The following is a 22794-nucleotide window of genomic DNA, read 5'->3' on the forward strand; positions in this document are numbered from 1 at the left end:
AACCAAAAAAATATGACCGGCATGAAACAAATTTTAATACCTACGGATTTTTCCGATAATTCTTGGAATGCCATTTTGTATGGCTTGGAGTTGTTTGGGAAATCGGAGTGTACCTTTCATTTACTCCATATAAATGCTATTCCATCCTATTCCGGAGCGGCAAGTTCTATTAGCACGTCTTCAAAACTTATGCAAGATGCCATCCTAAAGCAAAGTAGGGAGGCACTACAAGAGCTATTGGTACGTATAAAAAAATTACCCAACAATGCTAGTCATGATTTTACCTTAACAGCTGTTTACGATTTTTTTGTTGATGCAATTAAAAGACAGGTCGAAGAAAAAGATATTGATATGATCCTGATGGGAACCAAAGGGGCTACCGGGCTAAAGAAAGTTACTATGGGAAGCAATACGGGCGACGTTATCACCAAGGTAAAATGCCCTCTATTGGCCGTTCCGGAAGATGCCAGGTTTAAGCAACCTAAAGAAATTGCCTTCCCTACGGACTACTATAACGGTTATGATCTTAAGGTGCTAGATACGCTAATTGCAATAGCTTCGGTAAGCAATGCAGTACTAAGGATTTTGCATATATCGAAAAAAGGAGAGGAGCTAACCGAAGGACAGAAGGCCAACAAAGACTTTTTACATAATTATCTTGGAGATTTAGAACACACTTTTCATTTTGTAAGAGGCACAAAATTGGAAACCGCCGTACAGTGTTTCGCCGATAGTAGAGACATAGATATGGTTGCCATGGTGGCTAAAAATCTCAATTTTTTCCAACGTATTCTTTTTAGACCTGCTGTGGAGGAAATAAGTTATCATACAGAAATCCCTTTTCTGGTTTTACACGGTTAAACCCAATTAATAGCCTTTGAATATTGCTTTTATATCTACAATCAAAGGCAAAATAATCCTAGGATGTTTTGGTTTTCTTTTAGTGAAAACTGACCAATGTCATAGTTTTTGGTAGCCTTCAAATCTACTTTTGAACTACTATCAAAACCTCATGAAGAAGATATTGATTCCAACGGATTTTTCCGAAAACGCTATGAACGCGGTTAACTACGCGGTTTCTTTTTTTAAATATCAGAAGTGCGAGATTTTTTTTCTGCATGCTTACGCTGATGAGCTTTATAATGCAACGGTTTTGTTGTCTAGGGAGCTTTTTGAAAAGCATAAAGAAAAAATGGCAACGGAAACAGAAAAGTCGCTTAAGGAATTATCATCTGCGGTTAGGGAAGCATTTCCAAACCCCAGACACACATATCATACCTTGTCCGTATTTGGAAGTTTGGTAGATGCCGCAAACGATTTTATTAATAAGGAGAACGCGGATATTGTAGTAATGGGCACCAAGGGTAAAACCAACAACAAGGCCCTTACCTTTGGTAGTCACACACTGCAGGTGCTGAAATATGTGCAATGTCCGGTTTTGGCCATTCCGCATCGCTACAGTTATCAGCCACCAAAGAAGATGTTGTTTCCAACGGACTATATGCTACCCTATAAGCGGAGAGAGCTTAAATTGGTGTGTGAGATGGCATGGTCTTACCGATCGGAAATACACTGTCTTCATATTTCGGATTACAAACGTCTGTCCTTGCGGCAAGAAGATAACAAACGCTTTTTGGAAGATTCTATGCAAAAAGCCACTTTAATCTTTAAGACATTGCCCAATGGTACAAGGGCCAAGGCAATTATGGACTACATAGATCAACACAAGATTGAGATGCTGATTATGGTAAACAGCAGACATTCCTATATGGAAAACATGCTTTACCAATCTACCATAGATAAAATAGGTCTCAATATAGAAGTACCATTTTTGGTTATGCAAAACCTAATAAGATAAGAAGATAAATACGCTAAGAAATGAAACGAATTATATTGCCCACCGATTTTTCAGATAATGCGTACAACGCAATACGGTACGCTATGCAATTGTTTAAAAAACAGGAATGTACATTCTATCTACTGCATGCTTATACCCCGGCAATTTATCAGTCCGAGTACATCTTGCATAGTCCGGGCCAAATTGGTCTTGGCGATTTATATCAAACAAATACAACAGAACAGTTGGAAGAATTGCAAAGTAGAATACTAAAGGAATTTAAGAACCCAAAACATCATTTTGTACTTCGTTCGGCCTTTAACCTTTTAGTGGATGAAATAGTAGATACAATTAAGGCCGAAAAAATTGATTTGGTCTTAATGGGTACTCAGGGTGCCACTGGTGCCAAAGAAATATTGCTAGGCACACATACGGTACATGTAATAAAAAAAGCAAGTTGCCCAGTTATTGCAATACCTCCCAATTTTAAGTACGAAGCTCCAAAAGAGATACTTTTCCCTACGGATTACGAAATAGATTATAAGGAAGAACAGTTGAAAGAGCTATTGTCCATTGCCCTAAACCATATTTCTAGTATAGAGGTTATGCATGTTTCTACGGGTTATGAGCTTACCAAACAACAGCGCAAGAACAAGGTTACCTTGGATAAATTGCTAAGCAAGGTCGCCCATTTGTTTCATGATATGCCTAATCAGGAAGTAATAGATGGAATCAATAATTTTCAACTAAGGACCAAGGTAAACTTCTTGGCCATGATAAAGAACAAGCATACATTTTTGGAACGCCTATTTGTAGAACCGGTTATTAAGAAAATAGGTTTTCATGTAACCATACCCTTTATGGTAATTCCGTAACACTAAAAAATAACTAAAATGAAACATATTCTGGTCGCTACCGACTTTTCCAACAACGCTTATAGCGCACTGTTCTATGTAACAAGTCTTTTAAAGGAACAACAAGCTGTTTTTTATATCTTAAACACATACACGGAACTTACCCCCTTATTAAGTCTAAGCATTCCTAAGCAGGTAGGAAGAGAGTTAAAAGAGCAGTTGAAAGATGAGTCCATGGAAGGCTTGCAGAGCACCCTTCACAAAATAGTGTTGGACAATGGCAACCCTTTGCATCGCTTTAAAACCATTTCCAAACATGGCGATTTGGTAGAGGCCATAGCTAGTATCGTAAAAGAAGGGGAAATTGATCTTGTTGTTATGGGTACCCGCGGAATTACCGAGGCCAAAGCCATTTTTATGGGCAGTTCTTCCCTTAAGGTTATCGGAAATTTAACAAGTTGTCCTATACTAATGGTCCCTCAGCAAATGGATTTTAAGATTCCAAAGGAAATAGCCTTTGTTACGGATTATAAACGCGCATACCAAACCAAGGAATTGACACCGCTATTGTTCATTTCACAACTTTTTGATTCGTTCGTTAGGGTAATGCATATTAATGAAGACGATGTCCTGTCCAAAGACCAGCGTTCTTGTCTTCGAATACTAAAAAAACATCTAGCATCATTAAAAACTTCTTTCCATTGGATGCCTTATTTTTTAAGCAAGTCTAGAGTAATCAATAATTTTTTGGAAGAACAGCATATAGAGTTGTTGGTGATGGTGAATTATAAACATGGTTTTTTAAAACACCTTTTTAAAGAGCCGGTTATAAGAAAAGTAACATTCAATCTGGCTATTCCTTTTTTGGTGATTCCTGGTAATGACTGATTTTTATCATAGGACAGTTACTTGTGCATGGGTATTTTTAAACTAGAACATAAAAAAATACGTAATGGACAAAAGAATATTGTTACCCACGGACTTTTCCAAGAATGCCCTTAACGCTATTAGGTATGCCTTGGAGTTATATAAAAATGAGACCTGCGATTTTTACTTTTTAAATGCTTATCAGGTAAATGGCTATTCTATAGATAGCATGATGGTGCCAGAACCCGGGGAAATGGCCTATGAAGCAGCAAAAAAGGCTTCTGAAGATGGTTTTACCAAGCTAATGGCCATTTTGAAATTGAACAGCCAGCCCAATCATACGTACCACACCGTCTCTACCTTTAACTCCTTGCTGTATGCCATAAAAAATATGATAGCGATAAACGATATTGATCTTATCATTATGGGTACAAAAGGGGCAACGGGTTCGGATGCGGTCATCTTCGGAACCAATACGGTCAATATTATGGAAAATATAACCGAATGCCCGGTATTGGCGATACCCGAAGATTTTAAGTTCTCGCCTCCGAACGAAATAGCATTTCCTACCGATTATAAAACACCCTTCAAAAGAAGGGAACTCAATAACTTGTTAGAGATTGCCAAAATGCACAATACGTCCATAAAGGTATTACATGTAAAGCAAGCGCCTAAATTGAGTACCGTTCAGCAGAGTAACAAAGTATTGTTAGAATCTATTTTAAAGGGACACAATTATAGCCATCATGAGCTTACGGACATTAAGGTGAAAAAGGGAATATTGTCCTTTATTCAGAGTAGGGATGTGGATATGGTAGCGTTTATGAATAAAAAGCATCATTTTTTTGGTAGCATTTTAGCGAAACCTTTGGTAAAAGAAATAGGTTACGATGCGGAAATACCAATTTTGGAACTGAATGATAATTAAATAAAAGTAGCGAATGAAAAATGTAGGTATTTGGTTAGATAAGGAAAAGGCTCATATAATTACGCTCTTCCAAGGCGAGGAGAAATTTGAAACCTTGTTCTCTGAATTGGAGTTTTTTAACCCCAAAGGGGGTTCGCGCTCAAAAACAAGATGGGGCCCACAAGATGTGGTACAGGATAGCAAATATATGGAAAGGGAAAAACACCAATTAAAGAACTATTTCCAAGATTTGGCCATGAGTATTGCGGATGCAGAGGCCATTGCCATATTTGGGCCTGGTGATACCAATGAAAAATTTAGAGAATCGCTTATAAAAAACCACAAGGGTATCGCCAGTAAGGTGCAAACCGTTTCCAAAGTAGACAGTATGACGGATAATCAGGTAAAAGCATTGGTACGCGATTACTTTAAACAAAAGCGTTAAAAATGATAGGTAAAGGAAACGGAAATAGCAATAGGTTTAAATCCCAAGAGTTGCACATGGAGTTGCAGCAATGGAAATCGCACCTATGTCTCATTGATGATGAAATTACCTTTATAGACCGTCTATTAAATTCTTATGTGTTTGAACCCAATACCCCAAACCTTTTTGAGCGCCTGCAAGAATATCAGCAACGGTTAACGGCGACAAAAGGGAAAAAAGCTAAGGTAGGGGGATTGCTGGCAAAACACCAGAACGATTTGGGCGGAATACTGGAATGCTCGGATAACGGTTGCAACTTGTGGTACCAAAAGAAACACGAGACCCTTAAAACCAAGGTAAAAAAGTGCCTCGATGATTTTCAAGGACTAAAATCCGAGATATTCAATTACGCCGGCGGAATACTCAAAAAACGAAAATCGGACACCTAAGCATTACTAGCCCTAAAATAAGGGGTTTAACTGATATTTGTCATTTTTAAAAATGTAGAATACACCTACATTCGTCCTAACAGTATATATATTCATTAATCTTAAATCATGGTATTATGTCATTAATCAAATTTAACAGAAACAGATTTCCCTGGAATACTTTTGGTCATTTGGACACGGACAATTTCTTTTCGGATGATTTTTTTGTAGAGGAGGCCAGCTGGCCTGCAATGAACGTAAAAGAACACAAGGCAAATTTTGAAATTGAACTTGCAGCTCCCGGATTCAACAAAAAGGATTTTCAAATAACACTCAAGGACCGCAACTTGGAGGTGTCTGCAGAAAACAGTGCAGAACAGGTAGATACGGAGAAGGACTATACCCGCAAAGAATTTAGTTATAGTTCCTTTAAAAGAGCCATGCATTTACCAGATGCGGTGGACGATTCCAAAGAGGTAAAAGCCACCTATAAAAATGGTATTCTAACCTTAGAGCTTCAGAAGAAAGAAGAGACCAAGGAGAACCCTAAAAAAATAATAGCGGTGAATTAGCTATTTCAGGGCAACGGAGGGAAGGCTAGCTTCGTTGCCCTGTTTAAACATGTTGTAATGATGGTAGTTAAGAAAAGATATAAATATCTAGAATGGCTTAATGCCCAGGAAATGCACGATGCCTGTACTCTATGGTTGTCACAGTTAAAGTTTGCGAGGGATGAACAGCGCTTTTTAAACAATCTCATAAAATCTCATACCCTTCAACTTATAGACGCCTCAGTTTTAGAACAGAGCAAAGAAACGGTCGATGCGCTTTTAAGGAAAGAGAAAGAGTTGGTTTCCCTTATGAAGCAAGTGCAACTTCATGGAAATCAAACAGTGATCATGGTAGATGAGGTAGATCAGTTAAAAATGGAAAAGGCGCATATTGAAACCCATAAAGACTTAACATATCTTATGGAACGCTACATGGCACAGTACAATCATTTAAAGGAAAAAATATTTAAGTTGGTTTCCCATGTAATGAAGAAAGAAAAGCAAAAGCGATTGTTAAAGTAATTAAATTTAAATCATTGATTAATAATATTTTAGTATAACAAATATATGAAAAAAATTTTAATATTATCTGCTTTGTTTTTTGTTGGTTGCTCTACCACCCAGTTGGTCAGCAATTGGAAGAATCCGGATATTGTTTTGTTCGATGCCTATAAAGTATTGATTGTAGGCATGACCCAAAACGAGGAGGCCAGAGAGAATTTTGAGACGAAACTTCGTAAAGAATTTAAAAAGAGAGGAGTAGTCGCGGTACGAAGTATAGACCTTTTTGACGTGGAGTTCACCTCATCCGAAAAATCTGAGGAAGAACTTTCGGAAGTAGAGCATCAATTACTGGATAAAGGCTTCGATGCAATTCTGTTCACCAAGATCGTGGGTTCGGAAAACAGACAGTCCTTTAGAAAAAAAATGTCACAACTAGATACTTATTACGGAAAGTTTAAAGACGATTACCTAAGCTACCAAGACATTTATTATGAAACGGACTACTACGATGAATTTACCATATACCATGCGGAGACTTCTTTGTATTGCATTTGTGTAGACAAAGAACGAGAACTTATTTGGCGGGGAGCCATAGACATTATGGATCCGGTGAACATTGATAAAACTGTGGAAGATTATATAAAACTGGTGGTTTTGGCTTTAGAAGAGCAAGATATCATCTTTAGAAAGGAGCCAAAAAATGAAATTACTGGTATATAGTGCAAAGGAGTTTGAGATTCCGGCCTTAAAACGGGCAAATAACAACGTACACCAAGTTACCTACATTTCTCAGGCCTTGGATACCCATACGGCTATAAAAGCTGTTGGGTACGACGCTATTTGTATTTTCTCTGGAGACGATGCCTCTCTGGTGGTGTTGGAAAAACTTAAGGATCTAGGTGTAAAGTACATTACACTTCGCTCGGCCGGTTACAATAATATTCATATCAAAGCCGCCAAACGTTATGGATTGCGGGTGGCCAACACCCCTGTTTATTCGCCATATGCCATCGCCGAACACGCTACCGCTTTACTACTAGCTCTCAATAGAAATATAATTTTGGCAGATAAACAGGTGCATGCCCATAATTTCTTATTGGATGGTTTAATGGGTTTCGATTTACACGGTAAAACTATAGGTATCGTAGGTACTGGCAATATTGGATCGGTAATGGCCAAGATAATGCACGGCTTTGGATGCAAGATTTTGGGGTGCGATCTTATCCCCGACCATAACTTGGTGGAGCTTTGCGGTGTGGAATATACCGATTTGGACGAGCTATGCTCCAAATCCGATGTCATCAGTTTACATGTACCCCTTACCTATGAAAATTACAACCTAATCAGTAAATCAAGATTATCCCTAATGAAGAAAAATGCCATCCTGATAAATACGGCACGCGGATCTATTGTGGACACCACTGCTCTTATAGAAGCCTTGGAAAATAAGGAAATAGGAGCTTATGGCGCGGATGTGTTCGATAGGGAAAGAGGCGTTTTTTTTAAGGATAACTCCAAAACAGGGATAGTCAATGAACAACTGATAAAATTACTTTCCTTTTCCAATGTATTGCTAACACCACATCAGGCATTTGTAACAGAGGAAGCAATTAAGAACATTGCGTCAACTACCTTTGAGAATATCAATGCATGGGAAACCGGGAATACGTGCACAAATGAATTGGGTTATGAAACACTGATTACAGGATAGGACTAAAGATTTTGGCAACACCTTCCCTAAGCTTGTGCAACCAAGGTCGGTTCAGATAGGTTTCACGAATCAATTCTTTACTTTTTGAACAGTCGGCCATAAAATCGGCCTTTAATGTTTTAGTCAAGGTAGTATCGTAGATTACTGCGTTCACTTCATAGTTCTGCTCAAAACTGCGCACATCAATATTGGCGGTCCCTATGGTACAAATGTTATCATCACTTATAATTATTTTACTATGCACAAACCCATCGGGGAAAAGATAGATTTTAACACCGGCCCTTAAGAGCGATTCAAAATAAGAGCGTACACTCCATTGCACCATTTTACTATCTGCCTGTTCCGAGATCAACAAACGTACGTCTATACCACTTAAAGCGGCGGTTTGCAAGGCGCCAAGGATAGCTTGACTGGGAATTATATACGGATTGGTAATGTAAACATACTTTTCCGCCTCGTTGATCATGGAAAAATATACCAGTTCAATGGTTCCAAAATCATCATCGGGCCCGCTGTGCACAATTTGCACCAGAGCGCCCTGCTCGGTAGCATCATTGTCCTTGGCAGGTATGGGTGCAATCCTTTTTTCGGACACCAGATTCCAATCCATGGAAAACACATTATCCAAATTAACAACTGCCGGACCATTTATTTGCAGATGCATATCGTGCCATTTGCCCAGGACCGGATCACCTTTTAGATATTTATCAGAAATGTTAATACCACCGGTAAATGCCACTTCTCCATCCACAACGATAATTTTCCGATGGTTTCTATAGTTTACGGACGAAAGAAAACGTCCAAACCGAAAAGGGAGGAAAGGAAAAACGTCTACCCCAGCCTCCTTCAGTTGGGAAATATAAGATTTGCTTAGCGAGAAGCTACCAATACCATCAAAGATCATTCTGACTACAACCCCCTCGGAAATTTTTTTCCGAAATAACTCTAAAAGTCTGGTAGCCAAAGCACCTTCCTCATAAATATAGTACTGAATATGAATGTAGGAACGCGCCCCCTCCAAGGCTTTAAAAATAGACTCGAAAGTGGTTTTCCCATCTTTTAATAGCCTTAAACGATTGTTGACCGTAGGAGGAAACGAGCAGTTTTTATAAATTAGGGAAACAATTTTTTGATACTTGGGCATGGTTTGGACCATGGAAGGTATCTTGGATGGGTGTTGACTTATGAATGCGCTTTTTTTAAGTTTGATGAGCTTGTTCTTTCTTCGGTTACGGCCTAGCATCAGGTACAGCAAGATACCACCTACCGGAATGGTAAATATGGCCAGCAGCCATGCCAAGGTCTTTGAAGGCCTCATGCCGTTTACCAAAAGCCCGATTACGAGAACGATGGCAAGCAAGAAATAGGTAATAATGAGTATGGTAAATAACATGCGCCTCTTAAATTGAACCCAGTAAAATACAAATAATCAAATTGTGGAGCATATGATATTTCTCAGGAAACAAATATTTTATGCCTATTGCTTACCTTTGAATTTGCATCATCTTATTTAAAGCCTATTGGAAGATGTAAAAATGCTGGTAATGCTAGGTAAACAATACAAAATGTTTAAATGAAACGACGTAATTTCACAAAGAATGCCCTTCTGGGTTCTATGGCGGCACTCCTAGGAACCGATATTGTCTTCGGGGCCCACATGCCTTCTGGATATAGCCCCTTGGGATTACAAGACCCAGACCCTTTTAAGCTGTTCAACATAGACCCGCAATTGGTGGTATTGAACAATAAACCATGGAATATAGAGGCTAGGGCACATTTGTTGGATGATAAAATTACCCCTAATAAATTTATGTTTATCAGAAATAACGGGTTAATTCCGGAAGACATAGATGCAGCTAGTTGGAAGCTAACAATTGACGGGGAATCTGTACAGCAAACAAAAACATATACTCTGGCCCAACTTAAAAGTAAATTTCAACAACATACTTATCAGCTGACTCTGGAATGTGGGGGAAATGGACGAAGTGAGTTCGATCCACCAGCAAAAGGTAACCAATGGACCATAGGGGCCGTATCTTGTGCCACGTGGACCGGGGTACGCCTGCGCGATGTTTTGGAAGATGCAGGAATAAAGAGCGATGCTGTTTATGTAGGATACCATGCTGCTGATATACATCTTAGTAGGGATCCCAACAAAGAACCTATATCAAGGGGAGCCCCCATGGCCAAGGCTTTGCAAGATGAAACCTTACTGGCCTTTAAAATGAACGGACAAGATATTCCTATTGCCCACGGTTATCCATTACGTCTTGTAGCTGGTGGATGGCCTGCCTCGGTATCTGGAAAATGGATAAACCGGATCAGTATACGTAATAAGATTCACGACGGTACTAAAATGACCGGCACTGCCTACCGGGTACCATGTAACCCCGTAGGACCTGGAGAGAAGGTGAAAGATGAAGATATGTGCATTATAGAATCCATGCCTGTGAAGTCTTTAATTACATATCCTAAATCTGGCGCCACGCTTAACATGGGGAAAAAGCTAAACATTAGGGGACATGCATGGGCCGGAGAACTAGAAGTTTCCAAAATGGAATATTCCATAGATTTTGGTGCTACATGGCACACATGCCCAGTAGAAAAACCTGTGAACAGATTGGCTTGGCAACATTTTTCCGCCAGTATTTCATTTCCCAAAAAGGGATACTATGAAGTATGGGCAAGAGCCACGGATACCCAAGGAATAAGTCAACCTATGCTATTGCCCGGATGGAATCCCAAAGGATACTTAAATAATGCCTGTCACAGAATAGCCGTCAAGATTACATAAGCATGGAAGACCACAAGAAGTTTAGAGAACAAGTAGGGGGTATCTACAGACTTTTGGTAACCCTATTGGTGCTTTTCGGTGTTTTTGGTATTACAATATTCTATTTAATCTCCAATCCTGAGATGTTGTCCCCAAGCGCAGTATCACCTTCAGAGGAATATGTAAATGTTCCTGATGAAGACGATTATGATAAAATAGAAAACGGAATCCATGTTCGTACCGGATTGGTGGAAGCCGAAGGGTTAATGGAGGTGGTTAATAATTGTACCAATTGCCATTCTGCCCTGTTGGTGATCCAAAATAGGATGAACCGCGAACGATGGATAGCCACCATACGCTGGATGCAAGAAACCCAGAATTTATGGGATCTAGGTAAGAACGAGGCTATTATTTTGGATTATCTGGTAGAAAATTATCCGCCAACTGAAAAGGGGCGAAGAGCAAATTTAACGGATATTGAATGGTATGAGTTACAATAAACACCTTATAATCTTAATGGTTTTCCTTGCGGGTGCATGCAACCCAAAGAAGGAAAAAGAATTGCCCAAAGTGCAGGCTCAAACCACCTATGCCCATGAAGAACGACTGATAGAAGCCCAGGAATTACTGGACTTGGAAGAAGGGGCGGTTAAAATCATAGATTTTAGAAAGCCCGAAGCCTTCGCATCTGGTCATATAAAAGGAGCGCTAAACCTTGGGCGTGGCCATATAGAAGACCGTATTTCTTATCCTTATCGAGGTATGAAGGCAAAAAAGAAAACAGTTGAGAACCTTCTAAGCGATTTGGGAATAGGGAATGAGGATACCTTGATAGTGTATGACGATAGTGGGGCAACCGGAGCGGCACGCTTCTGGTGGGTACTTAAAACCTACGGTTTTGATGCGGTCCGGATATTGAACGGCGGCCTAAAAGCTTGGACTGACGCCGGGGGCGCATTGAGTACAGAGGGAACACAAGCTACTGCTACTTCACAGTTTAACTTTCCGGAAAACGGAAGTGCAGAACTGTGGGTAGGTAAGGACGAAATGTTACAGTTGGTCAGTGCAAAAGGCAACGAAATTATTGTAGATGCCCGTTCGCCCAAAGAACATGCAGGAATGGGAGGACCTACCGGTTCAAAACCGAACAATATTCCTGGTAGTATCAATATAGAATGGAGGGAGGCCATTGATAGTGAAGACATAGGCAAGTTTAAACCTTACAAGGAGTTGGAACGGATATACGCAAAAATGGGAGCCGGCAAGGAAGACCCCATTGTGGTTTACTGTCAGTCTGGGGTGCGATCGGCACATACTACCTTTGTGCTTACTCAACTGCTGGGATATAAAAATGTGAGGAACTATGACGGATCTTGGGCAGAGTGGAGTTATTTAAATAATTTAACCTCTAAAGAACGCGGCGTGCAAACGCTGAAAAAATAGCGATGGAAAAATATTTGACCGCCTTTACGGACGCATTTATGGGAAGTGTACAATGGACATGGAGGTCAATACTCTTCGAGGTGCCTTGGTATATGAATTATTTTTGGGGACTGACGGCGATCTCGTTGGTGCTATGGTTACTAGAAATAAGCTTCCCATGGCGCAAAGAACAATCGATATTCAGGAAGGACTTTTGGTTGGACGCATTTTATATGTATTTCAATTTTTTTCTTTTCGCAATAGCAATAAGTGGGTTTTATAAGTTATTGGGTCTTTTGTTTTCAGATTTGGGCATTTCTACAACAACTTTTGCGATAATAGACCTCTCATCCATGCCTATATGGGTTCAATTAGTGGTTTTCTTTGTTATTCTCGATTTTGTTCAATGGTTTACACATATTCTATTGCACAAATACTCCTTTTTGTGGCAGTTTCATAAAGTACATCACTCTGTCAAGGAAATGGGTTTTGCCGCACATTTACGGTATCATTGGATGGAGAATATTTTTTACAAACCCTTAAAAACTTTGGGTGTTATGCTTTTAGGAGGTTTTGAACCCGAACAGGCATACATTGTACATTTCTTGGCGATTGCTATCGGACACTTCAATCACTCCAACATAAAGATTACCTGGGGACCCCTCAAATACATTCTCAATAACCCGGTAATGCATTTATATCACCATAGCTACGTACTTCCCGAGGGGAGGTATGGAGTTAATTTTGGAATTAGTCTAAGCCTTTGGGATTATATTTTTAAGACCAATTACATTCCAGAGGACAGTGGTACCATTGAATTGGGATTTCCGGGAGAAGAAAACCTTCCCAAGGATTTTTTCGGTCAAATCATACACGGTTTCCGTAATTCAGTTCGCAAAAAAAAGTAAATTTTGTTAGATAGTAGGGGCTCCAAGCGCAATAAAACTTAAGGCTTTTTTTAAAAACCAATTGTGCTATAGCGCACATACTTTGTGGTAGGTACAATCGAAGAAGAACTACTTCAAAATTCCGTAGCAAGGAAAGCTTGTTGAATACGGAAAAAACCAAATGGGAATAGCGACTTTTTAAATGGAAGTCACAATTTTAGGAACCATTTCCTCTTCAAATATTCCCATTCGTCATCACATATTCCTTTTTGTACTAGCCTTTTTGAAGGTAAGAAGTTTCCATATAATTTGGTGTTAAGCAGAAGTCTCGGATAGCACGTAGAACAGCTACATAATAGTAAAAATAAATCATTGTTAAGCAACTAGGTTTAATGTATTGTATGCCTATGTGCTTATAGCATTTGGGTTGCATGTTCTATGAATAAGCTAAAGACTAGAAAAGTAAAAAAAGCTTTAGTGATGAATAGTTAAGTATGATGATAATTTCCTCGATAGCCTAAATAAATAGGTCAAGGGTGTAAAATGAATGATTGTACTTATTCGGAATGAAGTTTTCTTAATCAAGCATGAATAAATTAAAACCAAACTTAATATGAAAAAATGTTTACTGTCAATTGTCTTACTAATGAGTGCAATGTCCTATGCCCAGATTGGTGTAGGAACAATAGTTCCGGACAATTCTTCGCAAATGGAAGTAGTATCATCGGACAAAGGGGTGTTAATTCCAAGGATAGCTCTGCAAAGTTCAGCCGATAATACCACGATAACCAATGGCAATAAACTCAGTCTGTTGGTTTTTAATACAAGTAATATTGCCGACATTACTCCTGGATATTATTATTGGGACGGAGCCAAATGGCAACGTTTCTCCAATCCGGATGATGTGGCAGCTATCTCCTCAGGATTAGATACCAATACAACCAACATAAGTTTAACGGAGGACGGTACTAACCTAATCCTAACAGACAGCGATGGAGGTACTGTAACCATTCCTCTGGCCACGGTATCCGCCAGTCTAGGAGAGGATGTAACGAGCACATCCGGTGTGATCACCGGGGGCCAGCCCGATGCCGCTTTGGTAGCGATGGACCTTGATGTTGCGGATGGCAGTATAGAAACGGTACATATCGCGGATGTCAACATCACCACAGCTAAGATAGCTGACGACAACGTAACGGTAGCCAAAGTAGGAGCCACCTTGGCCGATGCCAATAAGATTTTAGGGACCGATGCGACTGGAAATGCCGAATGGCAGGATGCTACAACGGTAGCCACCAGCCTGGGAGAGGACGTAAGCTCCACCAACGGATCGATCACAGGAGGTCAGGCCGATGCCGCTTTGGTAGCGATGGACCTTGAAGTGAACGTTGACGATACCACCATAGAAGTGGATGCGGTGAACGGGGTACAGGTAAAGGACGATGGGATCACCACGGCGAAGATAGGCACTGCCGGAGCCGGTGACGCGAACAAGATATTGGGAACCGATGCAGCTGGCGATCCCGAATGGCAGGATGCCGCCACGGTATCCACCAGCCTGGGAGAGGACGTAAGCTCCACCAATGGATCGATCACAGGAGGTCAGGCCGATGCCGCTCTGGTAGCGATGGACCTTGAAGTGAACGTTGACGATACCACCATAGAAGTGGACGCGGTGAACGGGGTACAGGTAAAGGACGATGGGGTCACCACGGCCAAGATAGGCACTGCCGGAGCCGGTGACGCCAACAAGATATTGGGAACCGATGCAGCGGGGGATCCCGAATGGCAGGACGCCGCAACGGTATCCGCCAGTCTAGGAGAGGATGTAACGAGCACATCCGGTGTGATCACCGGGGGCCAGCCCGATGCCGCTTTGGTAGCGATGGACCTTGATGTTGCGGATGGCAGTATAGAAACGGTACATATCGCGGATGTCAACATCACCACCGCAAAGATCGCTGACGACGGAGTCACCACGGCCAAGATAGGCACCGCCGGGGCCGGTGATGCCAACAAGATATTGGGAACCGATGCAGCGGGGGATCCCGAATGGCAGGACGCCGCCACGGTATCCACCAGCCTGGGAGAAGATGTAACCTCCACATCCGGTGTGATCACCGGGGGCCAGCCCGATGCCGCTCTGGTGGCGATGGACCTTGATGTGGCAGATGGAAGCATAGAGACGGTACATATCGCGGATGCGAACGTAACCACCGCAAAGATAGCTGACGACAACGTAACGGTAGCCAAAGTAGGAGCCACCTTGGCCGATGCCAATAAGATTTTAGGGACCGATGCGACTGGAAACGCGGAGTGGCAAGATGCAACAACGGTAGCCACTAGCCTGGGAGAGGACGTAAGCTCCACCAACGGATCGATCACAGGAGGTCAGGCGGATGCCGCTTTGGTGGCGATGGACCTTGAAGTGAACGTTGACGATACCACCATAGAAGTGGATGCCGTCAATGGCGTACAGGTAAAGGACGATGGGGTCACCACGGCCAAGATAGGCACTGCCGGGGCCGGTGATGCCAACAAGATATTGGGAACCGATGCAGCGGGCGATCCCGAATGGCAGGACGCCGCCACGGTATCCAACAGTCTAGGAGAGGATGTAACCTCTACTTCCGGTGTGATCACCGGGGGCCAGCCTGATGCGGCCTTAGTGGCAATGGACCTTGATGTGGCCGATGGCAGTATAGAAACAGTACATATCGCGGATGCGAACATCACAACAGCTAAGATAGCTGACGACAACGTTACGGTAGCCAAGGTAGGAGCCACCTTGGCCGATGCCAACAAGATACTGGGCACGGATGCAGCGGGTGATCCCGAATGGCAGGACGCCGCCACAGTATCCACCAGCTTGGGAGAAGATGTAACATCCACCTCAGGAGTTATTACAGGTGGGCAGCCCGATGCCGCTCTGGTAGCGATGGACCTTGATGTGGCCGACGGAAGTATAGAAACGGTACATATCGCGGATGCGAACGTAACCACCGCAAAGATAGCTGACGACGGTGTCACTACGGCGAAGATAGGCACTGTCGGGGCCGGTGATGCCAACAAGATATTGGGCACGGATGCAGCGGGTGATCCCGAATGGCAGGACGCCGCCACGGTAGCCACCAGCTTGGGAGAGGATGTAACATCCACCTCAGGAGTTATTACAGGTGGACAGGCCGATGCCGCTTTGGTAGCGATGGATCTGGATGTTGCCGATGGCAGTATAGAAACGGTTCATATCGCCGATGCGAACATCACCACCGCAAAGATAGCTGACGACGGGGTCACTACGGCGAAGATAGGCACTGCCGGAGCCGGTGATGCCAACAAGATATTGGGAACCGATGCAGCGGGGGATCCCGAATGGCAGGACGCCGCCACGGTAGCCACCAGCTTGGGAGAGGATGTAACGAGCACATCCGGTGTGATCACCGGGGGCCAGCCTGATGCGGCCTTAGTGGCAATGGACCTTGATGTGGCCGATGGAAGTATAGAAACCGTACATATCGCGGATGCGAACGTAACCACCGCAAAGATTGCGGACGATAATGTAACCGTAGCCAAAGTAGGCGCCACATTAGCCGATGCCAATAAGATTTTAGGAACCGATGCGACTGGAAACGCGGAGTGGCAAGATGCTACAACTGTGGCGACAAGCTTGGGTGAGGACGTAAGCTCCACCAATGGATCGATCACTGGCGGTCAGGCAGATGCCGCCTTGGTGGCGATGGACCTTGAAGTGAACGTTGACGATACCACCATAGAAGTGGATGCCGTCAATGGCGTACAGGTAAAGGACGATGGGATCACCACGGCGAAGATAGGCTCTGCCGGGGCGGGTGATGCCAACAAGATATTGGGCACGGATGCTGCGGGGGATCCCGAATGGCAGGACGCCGCCACGGTAGCGACAAGTTTGGGAGAAGATGTAACCTCCACATCCGGTGTGATCACCGGGGGCCAGCCCGATGCCGCTCTGGTGGCGATGGACCTTGATGTGGCCGATGGAAGTATAGAGACGGTACATATCGCCGATGCGAACATAACCACGGCCAAGATTGCGGACGATAATGTAACCGTAGCTAAAGTAGGCGCCACCTTGGCCGATGCCAATAAGATATTAGGGACCGATGCTGCAGGAAACGCAGAGTGGCAAGATGCTACAACGGTAGCCACCAGCCTGGGAGAGGACGTAAGCTCCACCAACGGATCGATCACAGGAGGTCAGGCCGATGCCGCTCTGGTGGCGATGGACCTTGAAGTGAACGTTGACGATATCACCATAGAAGTGGATGCCGTCAATGGCGTACAGGTAAAGGACGATGGGATCACCACGGCGAAGATAGGCACTGCCGGGGCCGGTGATGCCAACAAAATATTGGGAACCGATGCTGCGGGGGATCCCGAATGGCAGGACGCCGCCACGGTATCCACCAGCCTGGGAGAAGATGTAACGAGCACATCCGGTGTGATCACCGGGGGCCAGCCCGATGCCGCTCTGGTGGCGATGGACCTTGATGTTGCGGATGGAAGTATAGAGACGGTACATATCGCGGATGCGAACATCACAACAACCAAGATCGCTGATGACAACGTTACGGTAGCTAAAGTAGGAGCTACCTTGGCCGATGCCAATAAGATTTTAGGAACCGATGCGACTGGAAACGCGGAGTGGCAAGATGCTACAACTGTGGCGACAAGCTTGGGAGAGGACGTAAGCTCCACCAACGGATCGATTACCGGGGGTCAGGCCGATGCCGCCTTGGTGGCGATGGACCTTGAAGTGAACGTTGACGATACCACCATAGAAGTGGATGCGGTGAACGGCGTACAGGTAAAGGACGATGGGATCACTACGGCGAAGATAGGCACTGCCGGGGCCGGTGACGCCAACAAGATATTGGGCACGGATGCAGCGGGGGATCCCGAATGGCAGGACGCCGCCACGGTATCCACCAGCTTGGGAGAAGATGTAACCTCCACTTCCGGTGTGATCACCGGGGGCCAGCCCGATGCCGCCTTGGTAGCCATGGACCTTGATGTGGCCGATGGAAGCATAGAAACGGTACATATCGCTGACGACAACGTTACGGTAGCTAAAGTAGGTGCGACATTAGCCGATGCCAATAAGATATTAGGGACCGATGCGACTGGAAACGCGGAGTGGCAAGATGCAACAACGGTAGCCACCAGCTTGGGAGAGGATGTAACCTCCACTTCCGGTGTGATCACAGGGGGCCAGCCCGATGCCGCTCTGGTGGCAATGGATCTGGATGTGGCCGATGGAAGCATAGAAACGGTACATATCGCGGATGCCAACATAACAACCGCAAAAATCGCAGACGATAATGTAACTGTAGCCAAAGTAGGAGCCACCTTGGCCGATGCCAATAAGATTTTAGGAACTGATGCGACTGGAAATGCCGAATGGCAAGATGCAACAACGGTAGCAACAAGCTTAGGAGAAGATGTAACGAGCACATCCGGTGTGATCACCGGGGGCCAGCCCGATGCCGCTCTGGTAGCGATGGACCTTGACGTGGCCGACGGAAGTATAGAAACGGTACATATCGCGGATGCGAACATCACAACAGCCAAGATTGCGGACGATAATGTAACCGTAGCTAAAGTAGGAGCCACCTTGGCCGATGCCAATAAGATTTTAGGGACCGATGCGACTGGAAACGCGGAGTGGCAAGATGCTACAACGGTAGCCACCAGCTTGGGAGAAGATGTAACATCCACCTCAGGAGTTATTACAGGTGGCCAGCCCGATGCCGCTTTGGTGGCGATGGACCTTGATGTGGCCGACGGAAGTATAGAAACGGTACATATCGCGGATGCGAACATAACCACCGCTAAGATAGCTGATGACGGTGTCACCACGGCCAAGATAGGCACTGCCGGGGCCGGTGATGCCAACAAGATATTGGGAACCGATGCAGCGGGCGATCCCGAATGGCAGGACGCCGCCACGGTAGCGACAAGTTTGGGAGAAGATGTAACCTCCACCTCAGGAGTTATTACAGGTGGGCAAGCGGATGCCGCTCTGGTAGCGATGGACCTTGATGTGGCAGATGGAAGCATTGAGACGGTACATATCGCCGATGCGAATATCACCACCGCCAAGATCGCTGATGACAACGTAACGGTAGCCAAAGTAGGTGCGACATTAGCCGATGCCAATAAGATTTTAGGAACCGATGCAACTGGAAATGCCGAATGGCAAGATGCAACAACTGTGGCGACAAGCTTGGGGGAGGACGTAAGCTCCACCAACGGATCGATCACCGGGGGGCAGGCAGATGCCGCCTTGGTAGCCATGGACCTTGAAGTGAACGTTGACGATACCACTATAGAAGTGGACGCCGTGAACGGGGTACAGGTAAAGGACGACGGGGTCACTACGGCGAAGATAGGCACTGCTGGGGCCGGTGATGCCAACAAGATATTGGGAACCGATGCAGCGGGGGATCCCGAATGGCAGGACGCCGCCACGGTAGCCACCAGCTTGGGAGAGGATGTAACCTCCACTTCCGGTGTGATCACAGGGGGCCAGCCCGATGCCGCTTTGGTGGCGATGGACCTTGATGTGGCCGATGGAAGTATTGAAACGGTACATATCGCGGATGCGAACATCACAACAACCAAGATCGCTGATGACAACGTTACGGTAGCCAAAGTAGGAGCTACCTTGGCCGATGCCAATAAGATTTTAGGAACCGATGCGACTGGAAACGCAGAGTGGCAAGATGCAACAACGGTAGCAACAAGCTTAGGAGAAGATGTAACGTCAACCTCAGGAGTTATTACAGGTGGGCAAGCGGATGCCGCCTTGGTTGCGATGGACCTTGACGTTGCCGATGGCAGTATAGAGACGGTGCATATTGCTGATGCAAATATCACCACCGCAAAAATCGCAGACGACGGAGTCACCACGGCCAAGATAGGCACTGCCGGGGCCGGTGATGCCAACAAGATATTGGGCACGGATGCAGCGGGGGATCCCGAATGGCAGGACGCCGCCACAGTAGCCACCAGCTTGGGAGAAGATGTAACATCCACCTCAGGAGTTATTACAGGTGGGCAAGCGGATGCCGCCTTGGTGGCGATGGACCTTGATGTGGCCGACGGAAGCATAGAAACCATACATATCGCGGATGCGAACGTAACCACTGCAAAGATTGCGGACGATAATGTAACCGTAGCTAAAGTAGGAGCCACCTTGGCCGATGCCAATAAGATTTTAGGGACCGATGCGACTGGAAACGCGGAGTGGCAAGATGCTACAACGGTAGCCACCAGCTTGGGAGAAGATGTAACATCCACTTCCGGTGTGATCACAGGGGGCCAGCCCGATGCCGCTTTGGTGGCGATGGACCTTGATGTGGCCGATGGAAGTATTGAAACGGTACATATCGCGGATGCGAACATCACAACAACCAAGATCGCTGATGACAACGTTACGGTAGCCAAAGTAGGAGCTACCTTGGCCGATGCCAATAAGATTTTAGGAACCGATGCGACTGGAAACGCAGAGTGGCAAGATGCAACAACGGTAGCCACCAGCCTAGGAGAAGATGTAACGAGTACATCCGGTGTGATCACCGGGGGCCAGGCCGATGCCGCTCTGGTAGCGATGGACCTTGATGTTGCCGACGGAAGTATAGAGACGGTACATATCGCGGATGCGAACGTAACCACCGCAAAGATAGCTGACGACAACGTAACGGTAGCTAAAGTAGGTGCGACATTAGCCGATGCCAATAAGATTTTAGGGACCGATGCGACTGGAAACGCAGAGTGGCAAGATGCTACAACGGTAGCAACAAGCTTGGGAGAGGATGTAACATCCACCTCAGGAGTTATTACAGGTGGGCAAGCGGATGCCGCCTTGGTAGCGATGGACCTTGATGTTGCCGATGGAAGTATAGAGACGGTACATATCGCGGATGCGAACGTAACCACCGCAAAGATAGCTGACGACAACGTAACGGTAGCTAAAGTAGGTGCGACATTAGCCGATGCCAATAAGATTTTAGGGACCGATGCGACTGGAAACGCGGAGTGGCAAGATGCTACAACGGTAGCAACAAGCTTGGGAGAAGATGTAACATCCACCTCAGGAGTTATTACAGGTGGGCAAGCGGATGCCGCCTTGGTAGCAATGGACCTTGATGTGGCCGACGGAAGTATAGAAACCGTACATATCGCGGATGCGAATATAACCACCGCAAAGATCGCTGACGACAACGTAACGGTAGCCAAAATTGTACAGGGTACTGATGGTCAGGTATTGACCACGGTAGCAGGAGAAACAGCATGGGCCGATGCAGCTGCAGAAACGGTGACAACCTTAACAGCAGTTGTAGCAGACCCAAATAACTATGAGTACACCAGTGAAGACAATACAGTAACTACGATAAGTCCGGATTTACGTGTAGTAAATGGAGATAGTCACATTACAATAGATGCAGGCCCAGGTGGTAATGGTACTTCTGCAGGAGGTACAAGAAGTATTATCATGGGAGCAGGTGCTGGTGCAGCTAATACCGGGAATGCAAATATATTCATAGGACATCAGGCGGGTGAAGACAATACTTCTGCAACTAATAATCTATTTATGGGGGTTTTTACAGGATTTAATACAACCATTGGTAATCAAAATACATTCTTGGGAAACACTACAGGATTGAACAATACTACAGGTGCTAACAACACATATTTAGGATTTTCTTCTGGGATCGATAACGTAACGGGATCTGACAATGTATTTATAGGCCACTCAGCAGGATTAAGTGCATTAGGTGATGAAAATGTTTTCTTAGGAACTGCGGCAGGTTCCCTATTAGCTTCTGGATCTGATAATATAGTAATAGGTACTGGAGCCCAATTTACTGCTGCAAGCGTAAGCAATAGCTTAAACATAGGAAATCTTATTTATGGCAACGGATTGGATGGAGCACATATAGATGGTACCCCTAATGCAATAAGTACTGGAAACATAGGGATAGGTGTAGAAAACCCAACGGAAAAATTGGATATAGATGGTAAAGTACGCGTTCGCGACCTTACGGAAGCGGCCACCGCTGGGGATCTTGTTGTTACGGCAGACCCTGTTACGGGAGTACTTAAAACTGCTGGTGTAGCGTCGAAAGTAGTTGCCGATGTCTATAGCGCCGAATATGCCGGGGCAACTTTGTTTGCTGATGGGTCAGATAATCTAGGTATGATGACTTCGGACAACACAGGAGCAACTGGAAATTGGATGAACTATTATGAATGGTCTAGCGGGGAAGCAACCGCACAGGACTATGATGTGATATTCCGATTTACCTTACCAAACGATTTTACGGCTTGGGATGTTACAAATCCAATTGTAATAGACTATCAGGCACAAGGAACATCCAATTTTTCTGCGACCATGTTTTTGGAAAACGGAACGGCCTTAGGTACTATTGCAGCAACTTCATCAGTAGCATGGGCCACGGCAAATCTTAATCCTGGAGCAATGGCAGCTGGGGATACGGCCGTTATCATATTAAAACTCACCAGTGCTCCCAACGATGATACGCAAAAAGTAAGAATAGGGGATATAACATTAAACTACATAAAGTAGT

At 44.6% G+C, this 22794-nt stretch carries 17 protein-coding genes; 16 read left to right on the forward strand and 1 reads right to left on the reverse strand.

What is annotated here, in order from left to right; all coding sequences use genetic code 11:
• The first annotated feature begins 21 nt into the window (after nucleotides 1–21).
• The 11 genes from ACEQ81_RS08790 to ACEQ81_RS08840 all read left to right on the forward strand — a co-directional run bounded on the left by ACEQ81_RS08790 (nucleotide 22) and on the right by ACEQ81_RS08840 (nucleotide 8083).
• Nucleotides 22–861 (forward strand): universal stress protein, encoded by an 840-nt coding sequence (locus tag ACEQ81_RS08790; protein ID WP_411030508.1) that lies wholly within the window; start codon nucleotides 22–24, stop codon nucleotides 859–861.
• Nucleotides 862–1012: 151 nt separating this feature from the next.
• Nucleotides 1013–1858 carry a universal stress protein gene (locus ACEQ81_RS08795; protein WP_411030509.1) on the forward strand — a complete coding sequence of 282 codons (846 nt, stop codon included), beginning with the start codon at nucleotides 1013–1015 and terminating at the stop codon, nucleotides 1856–1858.
• Nucleotides 1859–1878: 20 nt separating this feature from the next.
• Nucleotides 1879–2712 (forward strand): universal stress protein, encoded by an 834-nt coding sequence (locus tag ACEQ81_RS08800; protein ID WP_411030510.1) that lies wholly within the window; start codon nucleotides 1879–1881, stop codon nucleotides 2710–2712.
• Nucleotides 2713–2730: 18 nt separating this feature from the next.
• A complete protein-coding gene (locus tag ACEQ81_RS08805) occupies nucleotides 2731–3579 on the forward strand; it encodes a universal stress protein (RefSeq protein ID WP_411030511.1) in 849 nt (282 codons plus the stop codon).
• A gap of 64 nt (nucleotides 3580–3643) precedes the next feature.
• On the forward strand, nucleotides 3644–4486 hold the full coding sequence (locus tag ACEQ81_RS08810; RefSeq protein ID WP_411030512.1) for a universal stress protein: 843 nt from the start codon (nucleotides 3644–3646) through the stop codon (nucleotides 4484–4486).
• A 13-nt stretch (nucleotides 4487–4499) separates the two neighbouring features.
• On the forward strand, nucleotides 4500–4910 hold the full coding sequence (locus tag ACEQ81_RS08815) for a hypothetical protein (protein ID WP_411030513.1): 411 nt from the start codon (nucleotides 4500–4502) through the stop codon (nucleotides 4908–4910).
• Nucleotides 4911–4912: 2 nt separating this feature from the next.
• The gene (locus ACEQ81_RS08820; protein WP_411030514.1) at nucleotides 4913–5338 is read left to right on the forward strand and encodes a hypothetical protein; all 426 of its coding nucleotides are present in this window, start codon (nucleotides 4913–4915) and stop codon (nucleotides 5336–5338) included.
• Nucleotides 5339–5454: 116 nt separating this feature from the next.
• Complete coding sequence (locus ACEQ81_RS08825) at nucleotides 5455–5889, forward strand: Hsp20/alpha crystallin family protein (protein ID WP_411030515.1); 435 nt, start codon at nucleotides 5455–5457, stop codon at nucleotides 5887–5889.
• A 57-nt stretch (nucleotides 5890–5946) separates the two neighbouring features.
• Nucleotides 5947–6390, forward strand: a complete 444-nt coding sequence (locus ACEQ81_RS08830; RefSeq protein ID WP_411030516.1) for a hypothetical protein — start codon at nucleotides 5947–5949, stop codon at nucleotides 6388–6390.
• Between the two features lie 45 nt (nucleotides 6391–6435).
• Nucleotides 6436–7092, forward strand: coding sequence for a hypothetical protein (locus ACEQ81_RS08835; protein ID WP_411030517.1), 657 nt, complete (start codon nucleotides 6436–6438; stop codon nucleotides 7090–7092).
• On the forward strand, nucleotides 7073–8083 hold the full coding sequence (locus ACEQ81_RS08840; RefSeq protein WP_411030518.1) for a 2-hydroxyacid dehydrogenase: 1011 nt from the start codon (nucleotides 7073–7075) through the stop codon (nucleotides 8081–8083). The genes ACEQ81_RS08835 and ACEQ81_RS08840 overlap by 20 nt, the downstream gene beginning before the upstream one ends.
• Here the strand turns inward: ACEQ81_RS08840 and cls are convergent.
• A complete protein-coding gene (gene cls / locus ACEQ81_RS08845) occupies nucleotides 8073–9476 on the reverse strand; it encodes a cardiolipin synthase (protein ID WP_411030519.1) in 1404 nt (467 codons plus the stop codon). The genes ACEQ81_RS08840 and cls overlap by 11 nt on opposite strands.
• Nucleotides 9477–9656: 180 nt before the next feature.
• On the opposite strand from cls, the gene ACEQ81_RS08850 reads away from it, so the two are divergent.
• The 5 genes from ACEQ81_RS08850 to ACEQ81_RS08870 all read left to right on the forward strand — a co-directional run bounded on the left by ACEQ81_RS08850 (nucleotide 9657) and on the right by ACEQ81_RS08870 (nucleotide 22793).
• Nucleotides 9657–10877 (forward strand): sulfite oxidase, encoded by a 1221-nt coding sequence (locus ACEQ81_RS08850; protein ID WP_411030520.1) that lies wholly within the window; start codon nucleotides 9657–9659, stop codon nucleotides 10875–10877.
• A gap of 2 nt (nucleotides 10878–10879) precedes the next feature.
• On the forward strand, nucleotides 10880–11356 hold the full coding sequence (locus tag ACEQ81_RS08855; RefSeq protein WP_411030521.1) for a monoheme cytochrome C: 477 nt from the start codon (nucleotides 10880–10882) through the stop codon (nucleotides 11354–11356).
• Nucleotides 11343–12299 carry a sulfurtransferase gene (locus ACEQ81_RS08860; RefSeq protein ID WP_411030522.1) on the forward strand — a complete coding sequence of 319 codons (957 nt, stop codon included), beginning with the start codon at nucleotides 11343–11345 and terminating at the stop codon, nucleotides 12297–12299. The genes ACEQ81_RS08855 and ACEQ81_RS08860 overlap by 14 nt, the downstream gene beginning before the upstream one ends.
• Before the next feature lie 2 nt (nucleotides 12300–12301).
• A complete protein-coding gene (locus ACEQ81_RS08865) occupies nucleotides 12302–13186 on the forward strand; it encodes a sterol desaturase family protein (RefSeq protein ID WP_411030523.1) in 885 nt (294 codons plus the stop codon).
• A gap of 592 nt (nucleotides 13187–13778) precedes the next feature.
• Entirely contained in the window at nucleotides 13779–22793 is a 9015-nt protein-coding gene (locus ACEQ81_RS08870; protein WP_411030524.1) for a beta strand repeat-containing protein, read from the forward strand.
• Nucleotide 22794: the final 1 nt, after the last annotated feature.

The organism is Spongiimicrobium sp. 3-5 (assembly GCF_046557915.1).
In the GTDB taxonomy this organism is placed as follows: domain Bacteria; phylum Bacteroidota; class Bacteroidia; order Flavobacteriales; family Flavobacteriaceae; genus JBHEBG01.